At 62.7% G+C, this 17,508-nt stretch carries 13 protein-coding genes and 1 pseudogene; 12 read left to right on the plus strand and 2 right to left on the minus strand.

All coding sequences use genetic code 11. The features are described 5' to 3' along the window. Window positions 1-7 precede the first annotated feature (7 nt). Together PAN08_RS07900 and PAN08_RS07905 are read left to right on the plus strand one after the other, a co-directional pair. Window positions 8-613, plus strand: a complete 606-nt coding sequence (locus PAN08_RS07900) for an inorganic diphosphatase (RefSeq protein ID WP_269790890.1) — start codon at window positions 8-10, stop codon at window positions 611-613. 227 nt (window positions 614-840) lie between these two features. Continuing rightward, complete coding sequence (locus PAN08_RS07905; RefSeq protein ID WP_269790891.1) at window positions 841-1,350, plus strand: hypothetical protein; 510 nt, start codon at window positions 841-843, stop codon at window positions 1,348-1,350. A 570-nt stretch (window positions 1,351-1,920) separates the two neighbouring features. On the opposite strand, the pseudogene PAN08_RS07910 reads toward PAN08_RS07905, so the two are convergent. Then, window positions 1,921-2,865, minus strand: a pseudogene (locus PAN08_RS07910) (LysR family transcriptional regulator); the annotation flags it as partial. 125 nt (window positions 2,866-2,990) lie between these two features. Between PAN08_RS07910 and PAN08_RS07915 the strand changes: the two are divergent. From PAN08_RS07915 to PAN08_RS07935, 5 genes are all read left to right on the plus strand, one after another. Beyond that, a complete protein-coding gene (locus tag PAN08_RS07915; RefSeq protein ID WP_269790893.1) occupies window positions 2,991-3,218 on the plus strand; it encodes a hypothetical protein in 228 nt (75 codons plus the stop codon). 216 nt (window positions 3,219-3,434) lie between these two features. After that, window positions 3,435-4,589: an efflux RND transporter periplasmic adaptor subunit gene (locus tag PAN08_RS07920; protein WP_269791209.1), complete on the plus strand. Its 1,155-nt coding sequence runs from the start codon at window positions 3,435-3,437 to the stop codon at window positions 4,587-4,589. A gap of 111 nt (window positions 4,590-4,700) precedes the next feature. Continuing rightward, window positions 4,701-7,871, plus strand: a complete 3,171-nt coding sequence (locus tag PAN08_RS07925) for a multidrug efflux RND transporter permease subunit (protein WP_269790894.1) — start codon at window positions 4,701-4,703, stop codon at window positions 7,869-7,871. A gap of 174 nt (window positions 7,872-8,045) precedes the next feature. Continuing rightward, window positions 8,046-8,783, plus strand: coding sequence for an SDR family oxidoreductase (locus tag PAN08_RS07930; protein WP_269790895.1), 738 nt, complete (start codon window positions 8,046-8,048; stop codon window positions 8,781-8,783). Then, window positions 8,777-10,192 (plus strand): efflux transporter outer membrane subunit, encoded by a 1,416-nt coding sequence (locus PAN08_RS07935; protein ID WP_269790896.1) that lies wholly within the window; start codon window positions 8,777-8,779, stop codon window positions 10,190-10,192. Before PAN08_RS07930 ends, PAN08_RS07935 begins: the two co-directional genes overlap by 7 nt. Before the next feature lie 206 nt (window positions 10,193-10,398). Here the strand turns inward: PAN08_RS07935 and PAN08_RS07940 are convergent, their stop codons facing one another. Next, window positions 10,399-11,895 (minus strand): aminotransferase class III-fold pyridoxal phosphate-dependent enzyme, encoded by a 1,497-nt coding sequence (locus PAN08_RS07940; protein ID WP_269790897.1) that lies wholly within the window; start codon window positions 11,893-11,895, stop codon window positions 10,399-10,401. Between the two features lie 116 nt (window positions 11,896-12,011). Here PAN08_RS07940 and PAN08_RS07945 point away from each other — a divergent pair, with 116 nt between their 5' ends. The 5 genes from PAN08_RS07945 (at window position 12,012) to PAN08_RS07965 (ending at window position 17,466) form a co-directional block, all read left to right on the plus strand. Continuing rightward, window positions 12,012-12,443 carry an Lrp/AsnC family transcriptional regulator gene (locus PAN08_RS07945; RefSeq protein WP_057632012.1) on the plus strand — a complete coding sequence of 144 codons (432 nt, stop codon included), beginning with the start codon at window positions 12,012-12,014 and terminating at the stop codon, window positions 12,441-12,443. An 85-nt stretch (window positions 12,444-12,528) separates the two neighbouring features. Further along, a complete protein-coding gene (gene queA, locus PAN08_RS07950) occupies window positions 12,529-13,572 on the plus strand; it encodes a tRNA preQ1(34) S-adenosylmethionine ribosyltransferase-isomerase QueA (RefSeq protein ID WP_269790898.1) in 1,044 nt (347 codons plus the stop codon). A 94-nt stretch (window positions 13,573-13,666) separates the two neighbouring features. Then, on the plus strand, window positions 13,667-14,746 hold the full coding sequence (locus PAN08_RS07955) for a Fe(3+) ABC transporter substrate-binding protein (protein WP_269790899.1): 1,080 nt from the start codon (window positions 13,667-13,669) through the stop codon (window positions 14,744-14,746). Window positions 14,747-14,818: 72 nt separating this feature from the next. Beyond that, complete coding sequence (locus PAN08_RS07960) at window positions 14,819-16,471, plus strand: iron ABC transporter permease (protein WP_269790900.1); 1,653 nt, start codon at window positions 14,819-14,821, stop codon at window positions 16,469-16,471. Continuing rightward, window positions 16,468-17,466 (plus strand): ABC transporter ATP-binding protein, encoded by a 999-nt coding sequence (locus tag PAN08_RS07965; RefSeq protein WP_269790901.1) that lies wholly within the window; start codon window positions 16,468-16,470, stop codon window positions 17,464-17,466. Before PAN08_RS07960 ends, PAN08_RS07965 begins: the two co-directional genes overlap by 4 nt. The last annotated feature ends 42 nt before the right edge of the window (window positions 17,467-17,508 follow it).

The following is a 17,508-nucleotide window of genomic DNA, read 5'->3' on the forward strand; positions in this document are numbered from 1 at the left end:
CCGAGGAATGCCTATGAAGCTGCGATTTGTCGCGATGATGCTGTGCCTGTTGCCGTGTGCAGCAGGCGCGGCGCCGGGTGTGGTCCATCCGTTCCAGCTTGCGCAGGCGACGAACGCCCCAGAGGAAGCCCTGCTGGTCGTGGAAATCCCAGCCGGTGGCGCGATCAAGTATGAAATGGGTGAGGGCGGCGAGCTGCGGGTGGATCGGTTTCTGTCGATGCCAGTGGCCTACCCGGCCAATTATGGTTCGATGCCGAGAACCTTGGCGGGCGATGGCGACCCGCTGGATGCGTTGGTGCTGACGCGCTTCCCGGTGCAGCCGGGCGCGGTGATCCGTTTCCGCCCATTGGGCGTGCTGCGCATGGTTGATCGCGGCGAGGCGGACGAGAAGATCGTCGGCGTGCCGGTGGATGCGGTCGACCCGACCTATCGCGATATGCGCAGCTTGGACGACTTGCCGGCAATGGAGCGGCAGCGCATCGAAGCCTTCTTCCGTGTCTACAAGCAGCTGCCAGACGGCGGCGACATCCAGCTCAATGGCTGGGGCGATACGGCTGAGGCGCGGCAGATCATCGGGCGAGCGTTGCAGCAGTATCAGCGACAGAATCCGTAAGCCCTGCGAGTGCCAGACCGAAGCGCGCGACGCTTCACGACATGACTTCCGCGCTGCGCCTATAATTTGGCCCGTCGCCGAGTGCTGGGGAGTTGCTGCGGCGGAGCAAGCCAGGCCGAAAGGTCGGCCGGCTTCGATGACGGCCCGCTCCAGATTCCAGCCAAAAGCGAAGACCCACACATCGCCCTGGCGGGAACGGCGCGGGGTGCTCATCACGGAGGATAGTCATGCGAGCAGGCAAGTTTTTGGTCAAGACAGGGGCAGTGGTGTTGCTGGCTGCCGTCGCTTGGGGCGCGACAGCACAGCAGGTGCCGCTGCAGGAAGAGTTCGTAAACCCGAGCGAAGTCGTGTTCGAGGGCGGACAGGCCTATGCCGACGCCGGTGGCGGCAGGCTGGAGCGCCTGCACAGCCGCAAGCAGGACGGGGAAACCGTTTACTACCGCATGGTGCGTTACGACAACGAGTTGGGCTATGTCGACAACGATGGTGATGCTGTTGCATCGCAGGGCGTGAGCGCCAGCGAATCGTTGGGCGCTACGCCTTATCGCTATTACGGCTCCGGGCACCTGTCCCGTCCGGATTTCTACAACAGCCCGTATAACCGCGATGCGCGTCAGCGCTATTGGGGCCCCGGTTACTTCGGCAGCTGCAGCCGCTATGACGGGTGCCGCGAAGTGCAGTACGTGCCGTTGGTACCCGTTGTGCCAGTGGTGCCGTACTACCGCTCGGGGTATTGAGCAGCATCTTCTACGGATGAAGCCGCGGCTATTGGCCCTTCCGCTGTAGGAGCAGCCAGAGCCGCGCGTGGTCTGCAGCGTGGCAAAGGGGCTCGCATCGCTGGGGTCCTTTCAGGCCATGATTCCTGCATAGGCGGGAATCATTCCATTTTGTGAAATGGGCGGCGAATGGCAGTGGAAAAGAGCCAGAGCCAGGAGCCAGAGCGATTCCCCCCTGAGCGGGGATGACGGTCTGGAGGCGGCCTGGCTACTTGAGTGCTAGCCGCACTTCGCTACGCCGAACGCCCAATCCAAAACAGATTTCGTAATCCGGGTAAGTGCAGCGCCGCCGGGTCTGTCGTGGTGACCTCGCTGGCATTCCCGCGCGGCAAGGCTGGATGAAATCTGCCGGCTCCGCAGCGACGCATGCTACCCGGGCGCTTCGCTTGCCCGGGCAATACGCAGACCATCAACACGGCGCCTGCCAACCATCGCACGCCGTGTCGATGGCCTTCAGGCGTTGAGCACTTCCAATAGGCGGCCATCGGGCAGCTTCAACCCTTGTGGGCGCTGCTGGGTCTCGATGAGTTCTGCCAGGCGGCCGGCGTTCGGGCACTGCAACATCATGTAGTTGACGTCGAAGTTGAGCTTGTCCACCAGGAAGTCGATGAACGCGCGGACCTTCGGCGACACCATGCCGCCTCCGGCAAACACGGCGTTGAAGTCGTATTCCGGCCCGGTCCAACCGGCCAGTACGCGACGCAGCATGCCGGACTCGACGAAGGGCTTGGCCATCACGTCGCTGCTCAGCATCAGGCCTTCACCGGCCACCAGCATGGTGTTCAGCGCGGCGGGGTCGTTGGCGACCAGTGCCGGGTTGACCGTGAACTCCTGCATCTCGCCACCCGCTTCGGCCAGCGTCCAGCTGAAGCGGTTGTTGTGGTTGTGTGCCTTGCGTACCGCCAGCGTGCGATGGAACTGCAGTTCGCTGGGGTGGCGCGGCTCACCGTAGCGCTGGATATAGCCCGGGCTGGCGAATACCTGGCTGCGCAGTCGGCCCAGCTTGCGCGCGACCAGGTTGGAATCGGGCAATGGCCCGACCCGCAATGCCATGTCGGTTTCACCTGCGATGAGGTCCAGCTTCTCGTTGCCCAGGTGCATGTCCACGCGGATTTCCGGGTACTGCGCCTGGAACTGGTTCAACAGTGGTGCAATCCACATCGTGCCCATGGAGTAGGGCACGGTGAAGCGCAGCCAGCCGCGCGGGCCGGACTGGAGCTGGCTCACTGCGCTCTCGGCCTGCTCCAGTTCGCGGGCAATGCGTTGGCAATGTTCGTAGTAGACGGTGCCCGCTTCGGTAAGGCCGAGGCGGCGGGTGGTCCGATTCAACAGGCGTGCACCGAGCCGGCTTTCCAGCTCCTGCACCTTGCGGCTGACGGTGGTCTTGGGTTGCCCAAGCAGACGGGCGGCGGCGGTGAAGCTGCCCTGTTCGACCACCTTCACGAAGATCAGGGTGTCATTGAGATCGTTGGCCATTGGGGGCGCTCTAGCGGCAGCGGGATTGTGCCGGCGACGGGATGATTATTCCCTTGAATTCGTACTAATCAAGTCTGGATTAGAGGATTACTGTTTCGTCCTCCGCCAAGTCCGGATTTGCAGCCATGCGCCTGCGCCACCTTCCCGAGTTCCGCCAGACCCGCCGTATCCCGGCGTTCTCCGGTAATGCTGGTTACCGTTTTCCCGTCAACAAGCTGAATTCGTTGAACTTTGAAACCCTTTTCAGCGGTCCCGACGTCGCCGCTGAGCGCAAGGATGATGAGGTGAAGCGAGGTGGTTTGATGACTTTGCTGCAGGTCTTTGTCCCATCAATGGGAGAAAAATTTCCGTGAGCGGGACACTGGTGTCGCGTATTCAGCGGCGACGCAGCACCGGTTTCGACGGTGTGTGCGCAGCGTCGCGCAGAAGTGCCTTGGGTTGTTGCGCTGCGCATGGCCGCACGCCCGGTCGATTTGGTTTTTCGTTTTCTTTCCACTCCCCCATGGATGCATGACATGAACGGTATCTCCTTCCCCTCCCGCATCACGCGGCGCCTTGCCACTTTCGGCATGTCCGCACTCGCTCTTGCCGTGCTTGCCGCTTGCAGTGGTGGTCACGCAGAAGAAGCCGGCATGCCGCCGGCACCGCAGGTCAGTGCCGCCCCGGTGCTGGTCAAGCAGGTCAGCCAGTGGGACGAATTCAGCGGCCGCGTCGAAGCGGTACAGAGCGTTGAACTGCGCCCGCGCGTGTCCGGCTATATCGACAAGGTCAATTACGTCGAAGGCCAGGAGGTGAAGAAGGGCGATGTGTTGTTCACCATCGATGCGCGCAGCTACCAGGCCGAGTTCAATCGCGCGCAGGCCGAACTGGCACGCGCACGCACGCAGGCAGCGTTGGCACGCAGTGAATCCGAACGTGCTCGTCGCCTTGCCGAGCAGCAGGCCATCGCAGCGGAAACGGCAGAGCAACGTCGCGCCGCTGCCGACCAGTCCGGTGCGCAGGTCATGGCGGCTCAGGCAGCCCTGGATGCAGCGCGCTTGAATCTGGAGTTCACCAAGGTGCGTGCACCGATTGACGGCCGTGCTGGCCGCGCGATGGTCACCGCCGGCAACCTGGTCACCGCAGGCGATGCCGCCAGTGTGCTGACCACGCTGGTGTCGCTGGATACGGTGCATGTCTACTTCGATGCCGACGAAAGCACCTTCCTGCGTTACGCGCAGATGGCACGCAAGGGCGAGCGCCCAAGCGAGCGCGACGAAGCATTGCCGGTAAAGGTGGGTCTCAGTGGCGAAGAGGGCTTCCCGCATGACGGCAAAGTCGACTTCCTCGACAACCAGGTAGCACGCAGCACCGGCACCATCGGCGTGCGTGCATTGCTGGACAACCGCGAGCGTCTGTTTACGCCGGGCTTGTTTGCGCGTGTGCGGTTGCTCGGCAGCGGTGAGTTCCAGGCTGTGTTGATCGATGACAAGGCAGTGCTCACCGACCAGGACCGCAAGTACGTCTATGTGGTGGACAAGGACGGCAAGGCGCAGCGCAAGGATGTGCAGCTGGGCCGTACTGCCGAAGGCCTGCGCATTGTCGAGATGGGCCTGGCGGCCGGCGACAAGGTGATTGTTGATGGCGTGCAGAAGGTATTCATGCCGGGCATGCCGGTGCAGGCCAAGCCGGTGGCGATGCAGGCATTGCCCGCTGCCGGTGGCAAGACCGCATCGCTGAACTGATCCACGGTTTCGTTTGATGCCGGCGCAGTGCCGGCCCCAAGCCCTCGCCCGTAATGGGCGAGGGCAGGGCGGCTGTTTGCCGTCGTCAGCCCTTTCAAGGACTTCCCCCTTATGGATTTTTCCCGTTTCTTCATCGACAGACCGATCTTCGCGGCGGTGTTGTCGATCATGATCTTTGCCGCCGGCTTGATCAGCATTCCGATGCTGCCAATCGGTGAGTATCCGGAAGTAGTGCCGCCCTCCGTGGTGGTGCGCACGGTGTACCCGGGTGCCAACCCCAAGGTCATCGCCGAGACTGTTGCCACTCCGTTGGAAGAAGCGATCAACGGCGTCGAGGGCATGATGTACCTCAAGTCGGTGGCCGGCTCTGACGGCGTGCTGCAGATGACCATCACCTTCCGCCCGGGCACCGACCCGGACGAGGCGGCGGTGAAAGTGCAGAACCGCGTCGCTCAGGCGCAGGCACGTCTGCCCGAGGACGTGCGCCGGCAAGGCGTGACCACCCAGAAGCAGTCGCCCACCTTCCTGATGGTGGTGCACCTGACCTCGCCCAAGGGCAAGTACGACACGTTGTACCTGCGCAACTACGCGCGCCTGCACGTCAAGGATTCACTGGCACGTATTCAGGGCGTGGGCGATGCGCAGATCTTCGGCGGTGGTGACTACGCCATGCGCGCATGGCTGGACCCGGACCGCGTGGCCTCTCGGGGGCTGACTGCCAGCGACGTGGTACGTGCGATGCGAGAGCAGAACGTGCAGGTTTCGGCCGGCCAGCTCGGCGCGGAGCCGATGCCCAATAGTCAGTTCCTGACCCTGATCAATGCCCAAGGTCGCCTGCGCAGCGAACAGGAGTTCAAGGACATCGTGCTCAAGAGCGGTGTCGATGGTGAAGTGGTGCGTTTGTCGGATGTGGCGCGCGTCGAGCTGGGCGCGGGCGATTACACGCTGCGTTCGCAGCTGGATGGCAAGAACGCAGTCGGCATCGGTATCTTCCAGGCACCGGGTGCCAACGCGCTGGAGATCCGCGATGCGGTGATCGGCACGATGGACGAAATGCAGAAGGCCTTCCCGGACGACGTGAAGTACGAAGCGGTGTACGACACCACCATCTTCGTGCGCGACTCCATCAAGGCGGTAGTGACCACGTTGCTGGAAGCCATCGCTCTGGTGGTGCTGGTGGTGATCCTGTTCCTGCAGACCTGGCGTGCCTCGATCATTCCGTTGATCGCGGTGCCGGTGTCGATTGTGGGTACGTTCGCCGCGCTGTACATGCTGGGTTTCTCGATCAACACACTGAGCCTGTTTGGATTGGTGTTGGCGATTGGCATCGTGGTCGATGACGCCATCGTGGTGGTGGAAAACGTCGAACGAAACATCGAGGAAGGCCTGTCGCCTACCGCGGCTGCGCACCAGGCGATGAAGGAAGTGTCTGGGCCAATCGTCGCCATTGCGCTGGTTTTGTGTGCGGTCTTCGTGCCGATGGCATTCCTGTCTGGCGTGACCGGGCAGTTCTACAAGCAGTTCGCGGTGACCATCGCCATCTCGACGGTGATTTCGGCGATCAACTCGCTGACCCTGTCGCCGGCACTGGCCGCGCGTCTGCTCAAGCCGCATGGCGCGCCCAAGGATGGCCCGAGCCGTCTGATTGACCGTTTGTTCGGTTGGGTGTTCCGTCCGTTCAATCGCTTCTTCAAGTCCAGCTCGGAAAAGTACGAGCGTGGCGTGTCGAAGATCCTCGGTCGTCGCGGCGCCGTGTTCGTGGTCTACGCGATCCTGCTGGTGGGTACTGGCGTGATCTTCAAGTTGGTGCCGCCTGGCTTCATTCCGACGCAGGACAAGCTGTACCTGATTGCCGGTGTGAAACTGCCTGAAGGTTCGTCCATCGCGCGTACCGATGAAATGCTGCGCAAGGTCGCCAAGATTGCTCAGGAAACCGATGGCGTTGCACACACCATTTCGTTCCCGGGTTTGAATGCGCTGCAGTTCACCAACACGCCCAACACCGGCGTGGCCTTCATTCCGCTCAAACCGTTCAACGAGCGTCATGGCCGCACCGCTGCGCAGATCAATGCGGAGATCAACCAGAAGATTGCCGGGCTGCAGGAAGGTTTCGCGTTCGCGATGATGCCGCCGCCGATCCTTGGTTTGGGTAACGGCAACGGCTACCAGATGTTCATCGAGGACCGTGGCAATCTCGGTTACGGCGCGTTGCAGAATGCGGTGCAGGCGATGCAGGGTGCCGTGGCGCAAACCCCAGGTATGGCGTACCCAATCACCAGCTACCAGGCCAACGTGCCGCAGCTGGATGCGGAAGTGGATCGCGTCAAAGCCAAAGCACAGGGCGTGCAGCTGACCGAGTTGTTCGACACGCTGCAGACCTACCTCGGCTCGGCGTACGTCAACGACTTCAACCAGTTTGGCCGTACCTGGCAGGTGATCGCTCAGGCCGATGGCCAGTTCCGTGACAGCGTGGAAGACATTGGCAAACTGCGCACCCGCAATGATCGCGGGGAGATGGTGCCGATTGGTTCGATGGTGACCATCAAGGAAACCTACGGCCCGGACCCGGTGCTGCGCTTCAACGGTTACCCGGCGGCCGATCTGGCGGGCGAGGCAGACCCGCGCATGCTGTCTTCGGCTCAGGCGATGAACAAGCTGACCGAGATCGCCGGCAAGGTGTTGCCGGTGGGTATGACCACCGAGTGGACCGACCTGAGCTACCAGCAGGCCACGCAGGGCAAGGCAGCCTTCATCGTGTTCCCGGTGGCGATTCTGCTGGCGTTCCTGGTGCTGGCTGCGCTGTACGAAAGTTGGTCGCTGCCGCTGGCGGTGATTCTGATCGTGCCGATGACGTTGCTGTCTGCCTTGTTTGGTGTGTGGTTGACCGGTGGCGACAACAACGTGTTCGTGCAGGTGGGTCTGGTGGTGCTGATGGGGCTGGCGTGTAAGAACGCGATCCTGATCGTCGAGTTCGCCCGCGAACTGGAAATGGGTGGCAAGGGCATTGTTGAAGCGGCGCTGGAAGCCTGCCGTCTGCGTCTGCGTCCGATCGTGATGACGTCCATTGCTTTCATCGCCGGCACGGTTCCGCTGGTGTTGTCGCATGGTGCAGGTGCCGAGGTGCGTTCGGTGACCGGTATCACCGTGTTTGCCGGCATGTTGGGCGTAACGCTGTTCGGCCTGTTCCTGACGCCAGTGTTCTACGTCGCGCTGCGCAAGTTCGTCACCCGCAACGGTGGCGGCAAGCTCGCGCAGCATGGTGAGCCGACCATTCACCATTGACAGAGGCATTAGTGGAGAGGCGTGAGGAGTGAGGAGCGTTGGACGTAACAGCAGTCGCCATCACCTCTTGCCCTTGGCTCACGCGCTTGATCCGTCATTCCCGCGAAAGCGGGGATGGCGGCCAGAAAGTGGTCTACAGCCGTCCCAAATTGAATCCCCCATGAGAAGAATCCAATGAGCAATCACAACGAAAAAATCGCGCTGGTCACTGGCGCTACACGGGGCATCGGTGCCGAAACGGTCCGCCAGCTGGCTCAGTCCGGCGTGCACACGTTGCTGGCCGGCCGCACGCGTGAGACAGCGGTGGCGCTTGCGCTGAAGCTGCAAGCCGAGGGCCTGCCGGTGGAAGCACTGCAACTGGATGTGACCGATGCCGACAGCATCGCCATCGCGGTGGAGCACGTCACCGAACGTCACGGCCGTCTCGACATCCTGGTCAACAACGCGGGCGTGCTGATGGAGAACCCGGCAGTGGCACCGTCAGCACAATCGCTGGATGCCTGGCGCAGCACCTTCGAGACGAACGTATACGCCCTGGTCGCCGTGACTCAGGCGTTCCTGCCATTGCTGCGGCAGTCCGATGCCGGGCGCATCGTCAACGTATCCAGCGTGCTGGGTTCGCAGACGCTGCATGCTGACCCGACGTCCGATATCTGGGACTTCAAGATTCCTGCCTACAACGCTTCCAAGGCGGCAGTGAACAGTTGGACGCTGAGCTTGGCCTACGAACTGCGCGACACGCCCATCAAGGCCAATTCCGTGCATCCGGGCTACGTCAAAACCGATATGAATGGCGGTGAGGGTGAGATCGAAATCGCCGACGGCGCGCGTTCCAGCGTGCAGATGGCGCTGATTGGCAATGACGGCCCGACCGGCAGCTTTACTTACCTGGGCGAGGTGTTGCCATGGTGATACGCATGTTGACCGCAGCCGTTGCCAGCGCATTGCTGGCCGGCTGCGTCAGCGTCGGCCCGGACTACAAGGCACCACCGCCGCAAGCGGTGCAGCTGCAGGGTAGCGTTGATCCATCCTTCAGCAATGCTTCGCCGGTCGCGAATTGGTGGTCGCAGTTCGACGACCCGGTACTGGCGGAACTGGTGCATGGTGCGCTGGCGGGAAACCTTGATCTGCGCATTGCGATGGCGCGGGTGCGTGCAGCACGCGCGGTGTTCACCGAGCAGCGCCTGGATCAGGCGCCGCATGTGACGGCGGGTGGCAGCCAGGATCGCCGCAAGCAACCCGATCCCACGCAAGGCGGGGAGCGTGTTTACAGCGAAAGCTATCAGCTGGGTTTTGATGCTGGCTGGGAGCTGGATCTGTTCGGCCGGCAGCGGCGCGCCGCTGAAGCGGCCCGTGCTGACCTGGGTGCCGAGCGTGACAGTCTGGTCGACGCGCAGGTCACGGTTGCTGCCGAAGTGGCGCGCAACTATTTCGAGTTGCGTGGCACGCAGAAGCGTATCGCGGTAGCGCAGCAAACGCTGATAAACCTGCGCGACACCCAGCAGCTCACCGAGACCCGGTGGGAGCTGGGCGCTGGGAGCGAATTGGATGTGCAGAGCAGTCGCGCGCGGTTGAAAGCGATTGAAGCCGACATCCCGTTGCTGGAAGTGGTGCAGGTGCAATCGCGTCACCGTTTGGCGGTGTTGCTGGGTCGGCGACCGGATGCATTGAATACGCTGTTGCAGCCTCGCGAAGTGCCGGCATTCGCCAAGGCATTGCCGCTGGGCGACACCACCGATCTGCTGCGTCAACGTGCGGATGTACGTATTGCTGAGCGTCGTTTGGCTGCAGCAACTGCACGTGTTGGTGTTGCCACTGCAGATTTGTTCCCGCGTATCAGCCTGAGTGGTTTCGTCGGCTTCCTCGGCGGCGATGCCAACGGCCTGGTCAACGGCAACAACAAAGCGTGGTCACTGACCCCGTCGATCAGCTGGGCCGCGTTCGACTTCGGTACCGTGCGTGCACGTTTGCGTGCAAGCAAGGCGCAGGCCGATGGTGCCGCTGCAGAGTACGAACAGGCGGTGCTACTGGCATTGGAAGACACCGAGAATGCGCTGACGCGCTATGCCAAGGAACAGGCGCGGTTGGCGATCATTGCCGAGCAGGCGCAGGCAGCACGTCGTGCGGCTAGCCTGGCGCAGATCCGCTACCGCGAAGGCTCCGAGGACTTCCTCGCGTTGCTGGATGCACAGCGTAATCAGCTGGCTGCCGATGACGCGTTGGCAGCGGCAGAGGCCACGGTCAACGTCAATGTAGTGGCGGTGTACAAAGCCTTGGGCGGTGGTGTGCAGTCGGCGGAAACAGTAGCTCGTCTGCCTTGAATGGGCGTGCTCTGGTAACTGCAGTTTCCTAGCTCCCGCTCCGCAGCGGGGCTCTTGTATCCCTTCCAAAGGGTTCGTCGGGCTACGAATTTCAGGCCGCACACGGTCCGTTTCTCACCATGAGAGCGGGATTGGGAGCGGGGGATTGCAACAAGAAAGAGGCGGCCAATGGCCGCCTCTTTCATTCAACGCTCAGTTCAAACCGCTCAAGCCGCGTTGGCCTGCTCTCGGCGTGGGCCTTCAACCAGCGCGCGGCCGACCATCTCCACCAGCAGGTCCAGCTCTTCCTCATCCATATCGAAGTGCGGCGTGAAGCGCAGCGAATTCTCGCCACCATGGATGACGTTGACGCCATGCATGCGCAGCCACTCTTCGGTGGAGTTGGTGCCGTAGCACTTGAACTGCGGTGCCAGTTCGCAGGAGAACAGCAGGCCAGTGCCCTGCACCTTGGTGATCAACCCGCCGAGCTTGGCCTTGAGGGCCTCCAGCTTCTGCACCGACTGCTCGCCACGCAGGCGAATGTTCTGCCGGACTTCCGGTGACAGACGGGCGAGGGTGGCGCATGCCACGTCCAGCGCACGCGGGTTGGTGGTCATGGTGTTGCCATACACGCCCTTGCGATACAGGCCGGCGGCGTGTGCGGTAACAGCCAGCACTGACAGCGGGAACTGCGCGCCGTTCAGTGCCTTGGAATAGGTTTCCATGTCCGGCGGGTCGAGCGTCTCGTAGCCTGGGTAATCCACGAAGGACAGCGTCCCGTGTGCGCGCAACGCTGCTTGAATGGAGTCGATCAACAACAGGCTGCCGTGCTCGCGGGTCAGCTCGCGTGCCAACTTGTAGAAGCTAGCAGGCACGGCGCGGCCCGGGTCACCTTCGCCCATCACCGGCTCCAGGAACACCGCTTCGATGAACCAGTTGTTGGCTTCGGCATCGGCAAATACCTTGCGCAGCGCAGCTTCGTCATACGGAGCGATGGTGATGACGCTGTTCTCGCCGCGATAACTGGCCAAGTGCTGGTCGTAGGTCTTGCGGCTGGAATCGGAGTACAGCGCCGGGCGATCGGTTCGGCCGTGGAAGCTGCCCTTGATCACCACACGCTTGATGGTGGCGCCGGCATGGCGCGCACCCAGGTCAGTCTGCAATTTGGCATTGATATCAGCGATGCGCGCGGCCAAGCCGACGGCTTCGGAACCGGAGTTCAAACACATGAAGTGTGAGAACGGACAGCCACCACGGCTGTGGCCGATTTCCTTGCGCATCGCCTGGGTGAAGCGGCGCTGGGCCAGGCTCGGGGTCATGATGTTGGCCATCACCTGCGGTTTTGCCGCAGCGGCCATCACATCAGCCGGAGTGTGGCCGAAACCGAGCATGCCGTAGCCACCGGCGTCGTAAAGCACTGCGCCCTTGAGTGAGATCACCCACGGGCCATAGGCGGCCAGCGCGATGTAGGGCACCACTGCGTCATCGGCGTAGAAGTTGACGAAGCCGGCCTGCATCGCGGCAATCTGGTCTTTCTCGTCCAGGTCCAGCAGATCGGCAACTTCACCTTTGACTCGGGTGTATTCGTTGCCAGCCGCTGCGATGGCGCGGGCCAGGTCGGGATGGGCGATGGCCAAGCGCTCGACGCTGGCATCGTCCAGGCCTTGGGTAAGGCGGGTGCCAGCGTGCGCGCGAAGCGGGGCGAGGGGGCCGAGTACGGTCATGCTCATCTCCAGAATTTTCTTGTATAGCCATTATCTGGAGATTCTGGACACATGGCAGCTGTGATCTCGACGATTTTTCGGTTAATTTCGTCGAATCGACGAAACTGGTGTGCAATGTGAAGATTTCCCCTGCTGATGAGCGCCTGCTTTCCGTCCTGCGTGAAGACGCTCGCGCCTCCACCGCACAGATCGCCCGTCGACTTGGGCTGTCGCGTACCACCGTGCAGAGCCGTATTGATCGCCTGGAACAACAGGGGGTGATTGCCGGCTACACCGTGCGCACTCACGAGGACTACGAGCAGGGGCAGGTACGCGCCCATATATTGATTACGGTGCTGCCGAAGAAGATGCCCGCAGTGGTGAAAGCCCTGCGCGATATCCCGGAGGTGCGTTCGCTACATTCGGTCAGCGGCAACCACGACCTGATCGCGATGGTGGTGGTGGGTGGGGTCAGCGAAATGGATGTAGTCACCGACGCCATCGGTGCGGTGGATGGCGTGGAGCGCACCACCAGCGCAATTATTTTGTCGACCAAGTTCGAGCGGTGAGGGAAGAAGTGGGGGCAATGGCGGGATGAAAAGCAAAATCCCCGTCGGAGCTACAATACCCGGCTCCCCGCAAGACGTTCCGGCCTTGAAGAAGTCCGATTTCAATTACGAACTGCCCGAGGCGTTGATCGCCCAGGCCCCATTGGCTGAGCGTTCGGCCAGCCGTCTGTTGCTGGTGCCGCCAGCGCCTGGTGTGTTCGATGACCGCCATATCCGTGACCTGCCGCAGTTGCTGCAGCCCGGCGACCTGCTGATCTTCAATGACACGCGGGTCATCCCGGCGCGTCTGTTCGGCCAGAAAGCCACCGGTGGCCGGGTCGAGATACTGATTGAGCGCCTGCTCGGTGGCCAACAGGCTCGCGCCCAGATCGGCGCCAGCAAATCGCCCAAGCCGGGCAGCCGCATTCAGCTCGATGCCGGCGGCGAAGCCGAAGTGCTGGGCCGCGATGGCGAGTTCTACGTACTGCGTTTCGATATCCCCGAGCCGCTGGAATCTTGGTTGGTACACGAAGGTCGTCTGCCATTGCCGCCGTATATCCACCGCGAACCCGGTGCTGATGACCGCGAGCGTTACCAGACCGTGTTCGCCAAACAGGTGGGCGCGGTGGCGGCGCCGACCGCGGGCCTGCATTTCGACGAAACCTTGCTGGCGCAGTTGAATGATCGCGGCGTGCAGTTCGGCCATATCACCCTGCATGTGGGTGCCGGTACCTTCCAGCCAGTACGGGTGGATGACCTCACGCATCACGTAATGCACCGCGAATGGCTCAACGTTGGCGCCGAGCTGGTGGACAAGGTGCGCCGCACCCGCGCTGCGGGCGGCCGTGTGATTGGTGTGGGTACGACCGTGGTGCGGGCGCTGGAGAGTGCGATGCGGGAAGGCGAGCTGCACCCGTATGCCGGCGAAACCCAGATCTTCATCACCCCGGGTTATCGCATCCGTAGCGTCGATGCCATGGTCACCAACTTCCACCTACCCGAGAGCACGCTGCTGATGATGATCAGCGCATTTGCCGGCAAACAACGGGTGTTCGAGGCCTACGCACACGCTATCGCACAGCAATACCGCTTCTTCAGCTACGGCGATGCGATGTTGCTGTTTCCCGCACAGGAGGGTGCGGCGGTTTGACGCAGTGGGCGTGGCAATGAAAATGAGATAAATTCTCATTTGAAACCGTTGCCGGCCACGCTGCCGGTTCCGACGACCACTTCTGGAGAATCAAATGCGTCATCCGAAGCGCGCCGCCGGCCATTTGGCTGCCTTGTGTTCCCTCATTCTTCTGGGCGCCTGCGCCAAGACCGACACCGCACCTGCTGCTGCGGATGGCAAGCCTGCCGTTGCGGCGGCAGGTGAGGTCAATCTTTACACCACACGCGAGCCGGGTCTGATCCAGCCGCTGCTGGATGCTTTTACGGCCGACACCGGCATCAAGGTCAACACCGTGCTGCTCAAGGACGGTCTGACCGAGCGTCTGGCTGCGGAAGGCGAGCGTTCCGCAGCCGATGTCCTGATGACCGTGGATACCGGCCGCCTGCTGGATGTGGTGGAAGCCGGGCATACCCAGGTCGTGGCTTCGGACGCTCTCAATACGGCCATCCCGGCCAACCTGCGTGGCGCTGATGGCCAATGGTTCGCCCTGTCGCTGCGAGATCGCGTGCTGTACGCGGACAAGGACCTGAAGCTGGACGGCTTCACCTATCAGGATCTGGCCGACCCGAAGTGGAAGGGGCGGGTATGCATTCGTTCGGGCCAGCACCCGTACAACACCAGCTTGTTCGCCGCGATGATCGCCCATGACGGTGCCGAGAAAACCGAAGCCTGGTTGCGCGGTGTGAAGAACAACCTGGCACGCAAGGCGGCGGGTGGTGATCGCGATGTGGCCCGCGACATCCTTGCCGGCATCTGTGACATCGGCATCGCCAACGCCTATTACGTTGGCCGCATGAAGAACGCCGAGGAAGGTTCCGAGCAGCGCGCCTGGGGCGAAGCCATCCAGGTGGTACGCCCGGTGTTTGCGGGCGCCGATGGCGGTACCCACGTCAACATTTCCGGTGCGGCCGTGGCCAAGCACGCGCCCAACCGCGACAACGCGGTCAAGCTGCTGGAATACCTGGTCAGCGATGGTTCGCAGAGCCTGTATGCGCGCGCCAATTACGAATACCCGGTCAAAGTGGGCGTTGAACTGGACCCGGTGGTGGCCAGCTTTGGGCCGATGAAGATTGATCCGCTGCCGCTGACCGAGGTGGTAGCCAATCGCAAGCTTGCCAGTGAGCTGGTGGACAAGGTTGGTTTCGACAACTGAGGGCTGCCCCGTAATGCGATCAGCCGGTGCCCTTGAACAGCGCACCGGCGTCGTTTTTTTCGGGGTGAGCGCATGATGATGCGTCGATGGAATCCTTGGCTGGCCACCGCTGTGCTGGCGTCCTTGCTCATGCTTGCGCCAGTGGCGGCGCTGGCGTTCTCGGCGCTGCAGGGCAGTGCGGGTTTGTGGGGCCATCTGTGGGCGAACGTGTTGCCCGTGGCGCTGCGCAATACCGTGTTGATGTTGCTGGGTGTCGGGGCGTTGGTCACCGTGTTGGGCACCGGCAGCGCCTGGCTGGTCACGGCCTACCGGTTCCCGGGCCAGCGCCTGTTGAGCTGGGCACTTTTGCTGCCCTTGGCGGTGCCAACCTACATCGCTGCCTACGCCTATCTGGATGTGCTGCATCCGCTGGGGCCGGTGCAGGGGCTGATCCGGGACCTGCTGGGTTACAGCAGTCCGCGTGAATTCCGCTTGCCGGACATCCGCCACCTGGCGGGTTGCATCGTGCTGTTGGGTTTTGTGTTGTACCCCTATGTCTACCTGACGACGCGTGCCCTGTTCATGACCCAGGCCGCAGGTCTGCTGGAAGCGGCGCGCACCTTGGGTGCGACGCCGGCGCAGTTGTTCCGGCAGGTGGCGTTGCCCCTCGCACGTCCGGCCATTGTCGTGGGTGTGGCGTTGGCGCTGCTGGAGGCGCTCAACGACATTGGTGCGTCTGAATTCCTGGGCGTACAGACACTGACCGTCTCCATCTACACCACTTGGGTCAGTCGTGGTGATCTGCCGGGAGCGGCACAGATCGCATTGGCGATGCTGCTGCTGGTGGCGGTGCTGCTGATGCTCGAAAAACATGGCCGGCGTCGCCAACGCTATGCCAGTACCTTGCGGCCGCGTCCCATGCAGCCACAGACCTTGCGGGGTTTCGGCGCCCTGTTGGCGTTTGCGCTGGGCGCCGTGCCGGTGGTGGTTGGGTTTCTGGTGCCCGCGAGCTACCTGGCTTGGGAGGCGGTAGGGCGCGTACGTGATGCAGGCGTCTCTCCCCAGCTGCTGGGTGCCTTGCAGAACACCTTGGGCATCGCGCTGGCAGCCACTGCGGTGGTGATGGCGGTGGGGTTGGTGGTGGCGTGGGCGTTGCGGCTTGCGCAGGTGCGGCGTAGTGGGCGACTGGCATCGGCCTGCAGCCGCATTACGTCGCTGGGTTACGCCATTCCCGGTGCCGTGCTGGCGATTGGTTTACTGGTGCCAATGGGTGCCCTGGATGCGGTGTTCGCGGAACTCCGCTTTGCCGTCGACGGCGGGCGGGCGCAGATGCTGCTGATGGGGTCGGCAACGGCCTTGGTCGTGGCTTACACCTTGCGCTTTCTTGCGATATCGGTAGGTGGTATCGAGGCGGGTCTGGCGCGCGTGCCGCCATCGCTGGACCAGGCTGCAGCCAACCTGGGCGAAAGTGCGAGTGGCATGCTGCGGCGCGTTCACCTGCCCCTGTTGCGACCGGCGTTTGCGGCGGCGGCGCTGTTGGTGTTTGTGGACACCATGAAGGAGCTGCCGGCCACGCTGGTGTTGCGTCCCATGAATTTTGAAACCCTGGCGACCTGGTTATATGCCGAGGCTGCACGGGGAACTTATGAGGAGGGTGCCGTGGCGGCCTTGTTGATCGTATTGAGTGGCCTGCTTCCGGTGATTCTATTGGCGCGTGCCGGTGCCGCCCATGGAGCGCGGCCATGATCGGTTCGCCGCAGTTGCAATTACAGGCGGTGCAGATCGGTTATGCAGGAGCCAGTGGTTTCAAGCGAGTGGTCGATGGCCTGTCGCTGGAGCTGGCACGCGGGGAAATCGGCTGTCTGTTGGGTGCTTCGGGTTGCGGAAAGACCACGGTGCTGCGCGCTATCAGTGGCTTTGAGCCGTTGCAGCAGGGCCGCATTGTCCTGGGCGGCCGTGAACTGGAAGGTCCGGGTGGCAGTGTGGCTGCAGAGAAACGTCGGGTCGGGATGATGTTCCAGGATTACGCGTTGTTTCCACACCTGGATGTCGCCGCCAACGTCGGCTTTGGACTGCGCGGGATTGTGCGGGCAAAGCGACAACAGCGGGTCAATGCGATGTTGCTGCAGGTTGGGCTGGACGGGCTGGGAGGTCGCTATCCGCATGAGCTCTCCGGTGGCCAGCAGCAGCGGGTGGCGCTGGCCCGCGCACTGGCACCGATGCCCGAGCTGCTGTTGCTCGACGAACCGTTTTCCAATCTGGATACAAGCACCCGCCAACGGCTGGCCGAGGAGCTGCGGCAACTGCTCAAAGCCACCGGCACTACGGTGTTGATGGTCACCCACGACCAGTCGGAAGCCTTTGCCATGGCTGACCGCATTGGCGTGATGCAGGGAGGGCGTCTGCTGCAGTGGGGCGCGGCGCCGCAGTTGTATCGGGCGCCAGGCGACGCATTCGTCGCCGGCTTCATCGGGCGTGGCGTGGTGCTGCCGGCGTCGCTGCTTGAAATGGGCGAGGGCAACGTACTGGTTCGGCCCGAAGATCTGCAGCTTGACCCTGCCGGCAGCTTGCGTGGCGTGCTGGAGTCGGTGGTGTTTCGGGGCCCGGGCTACAGCGGCTGGCTTCGTCTACCGGGTGGCGAGCGTTTGGCGCTGGATTTCAATGGCGCATCACCCCCTTCACCGGGGGAGAACGTTGCCCTGCGGTGGGTCAACCCCGCACCGGTACGCTTTGCGGGCTAGGTGCCGAGGGCGGCGATTCGCCCCGGCGGCGCATATCCGCGA

The sequence above is a fragment of the Stenotrophomonas sp. Iso1 genome, assembly GCF_027497995.1.
Classification (GTDB): domain Bacteria; phylum Pseudomonadota; class Gammaproteobacteria; order Xanthomonadales; family Xanthomonadaceae; genus Stenotrophomonas.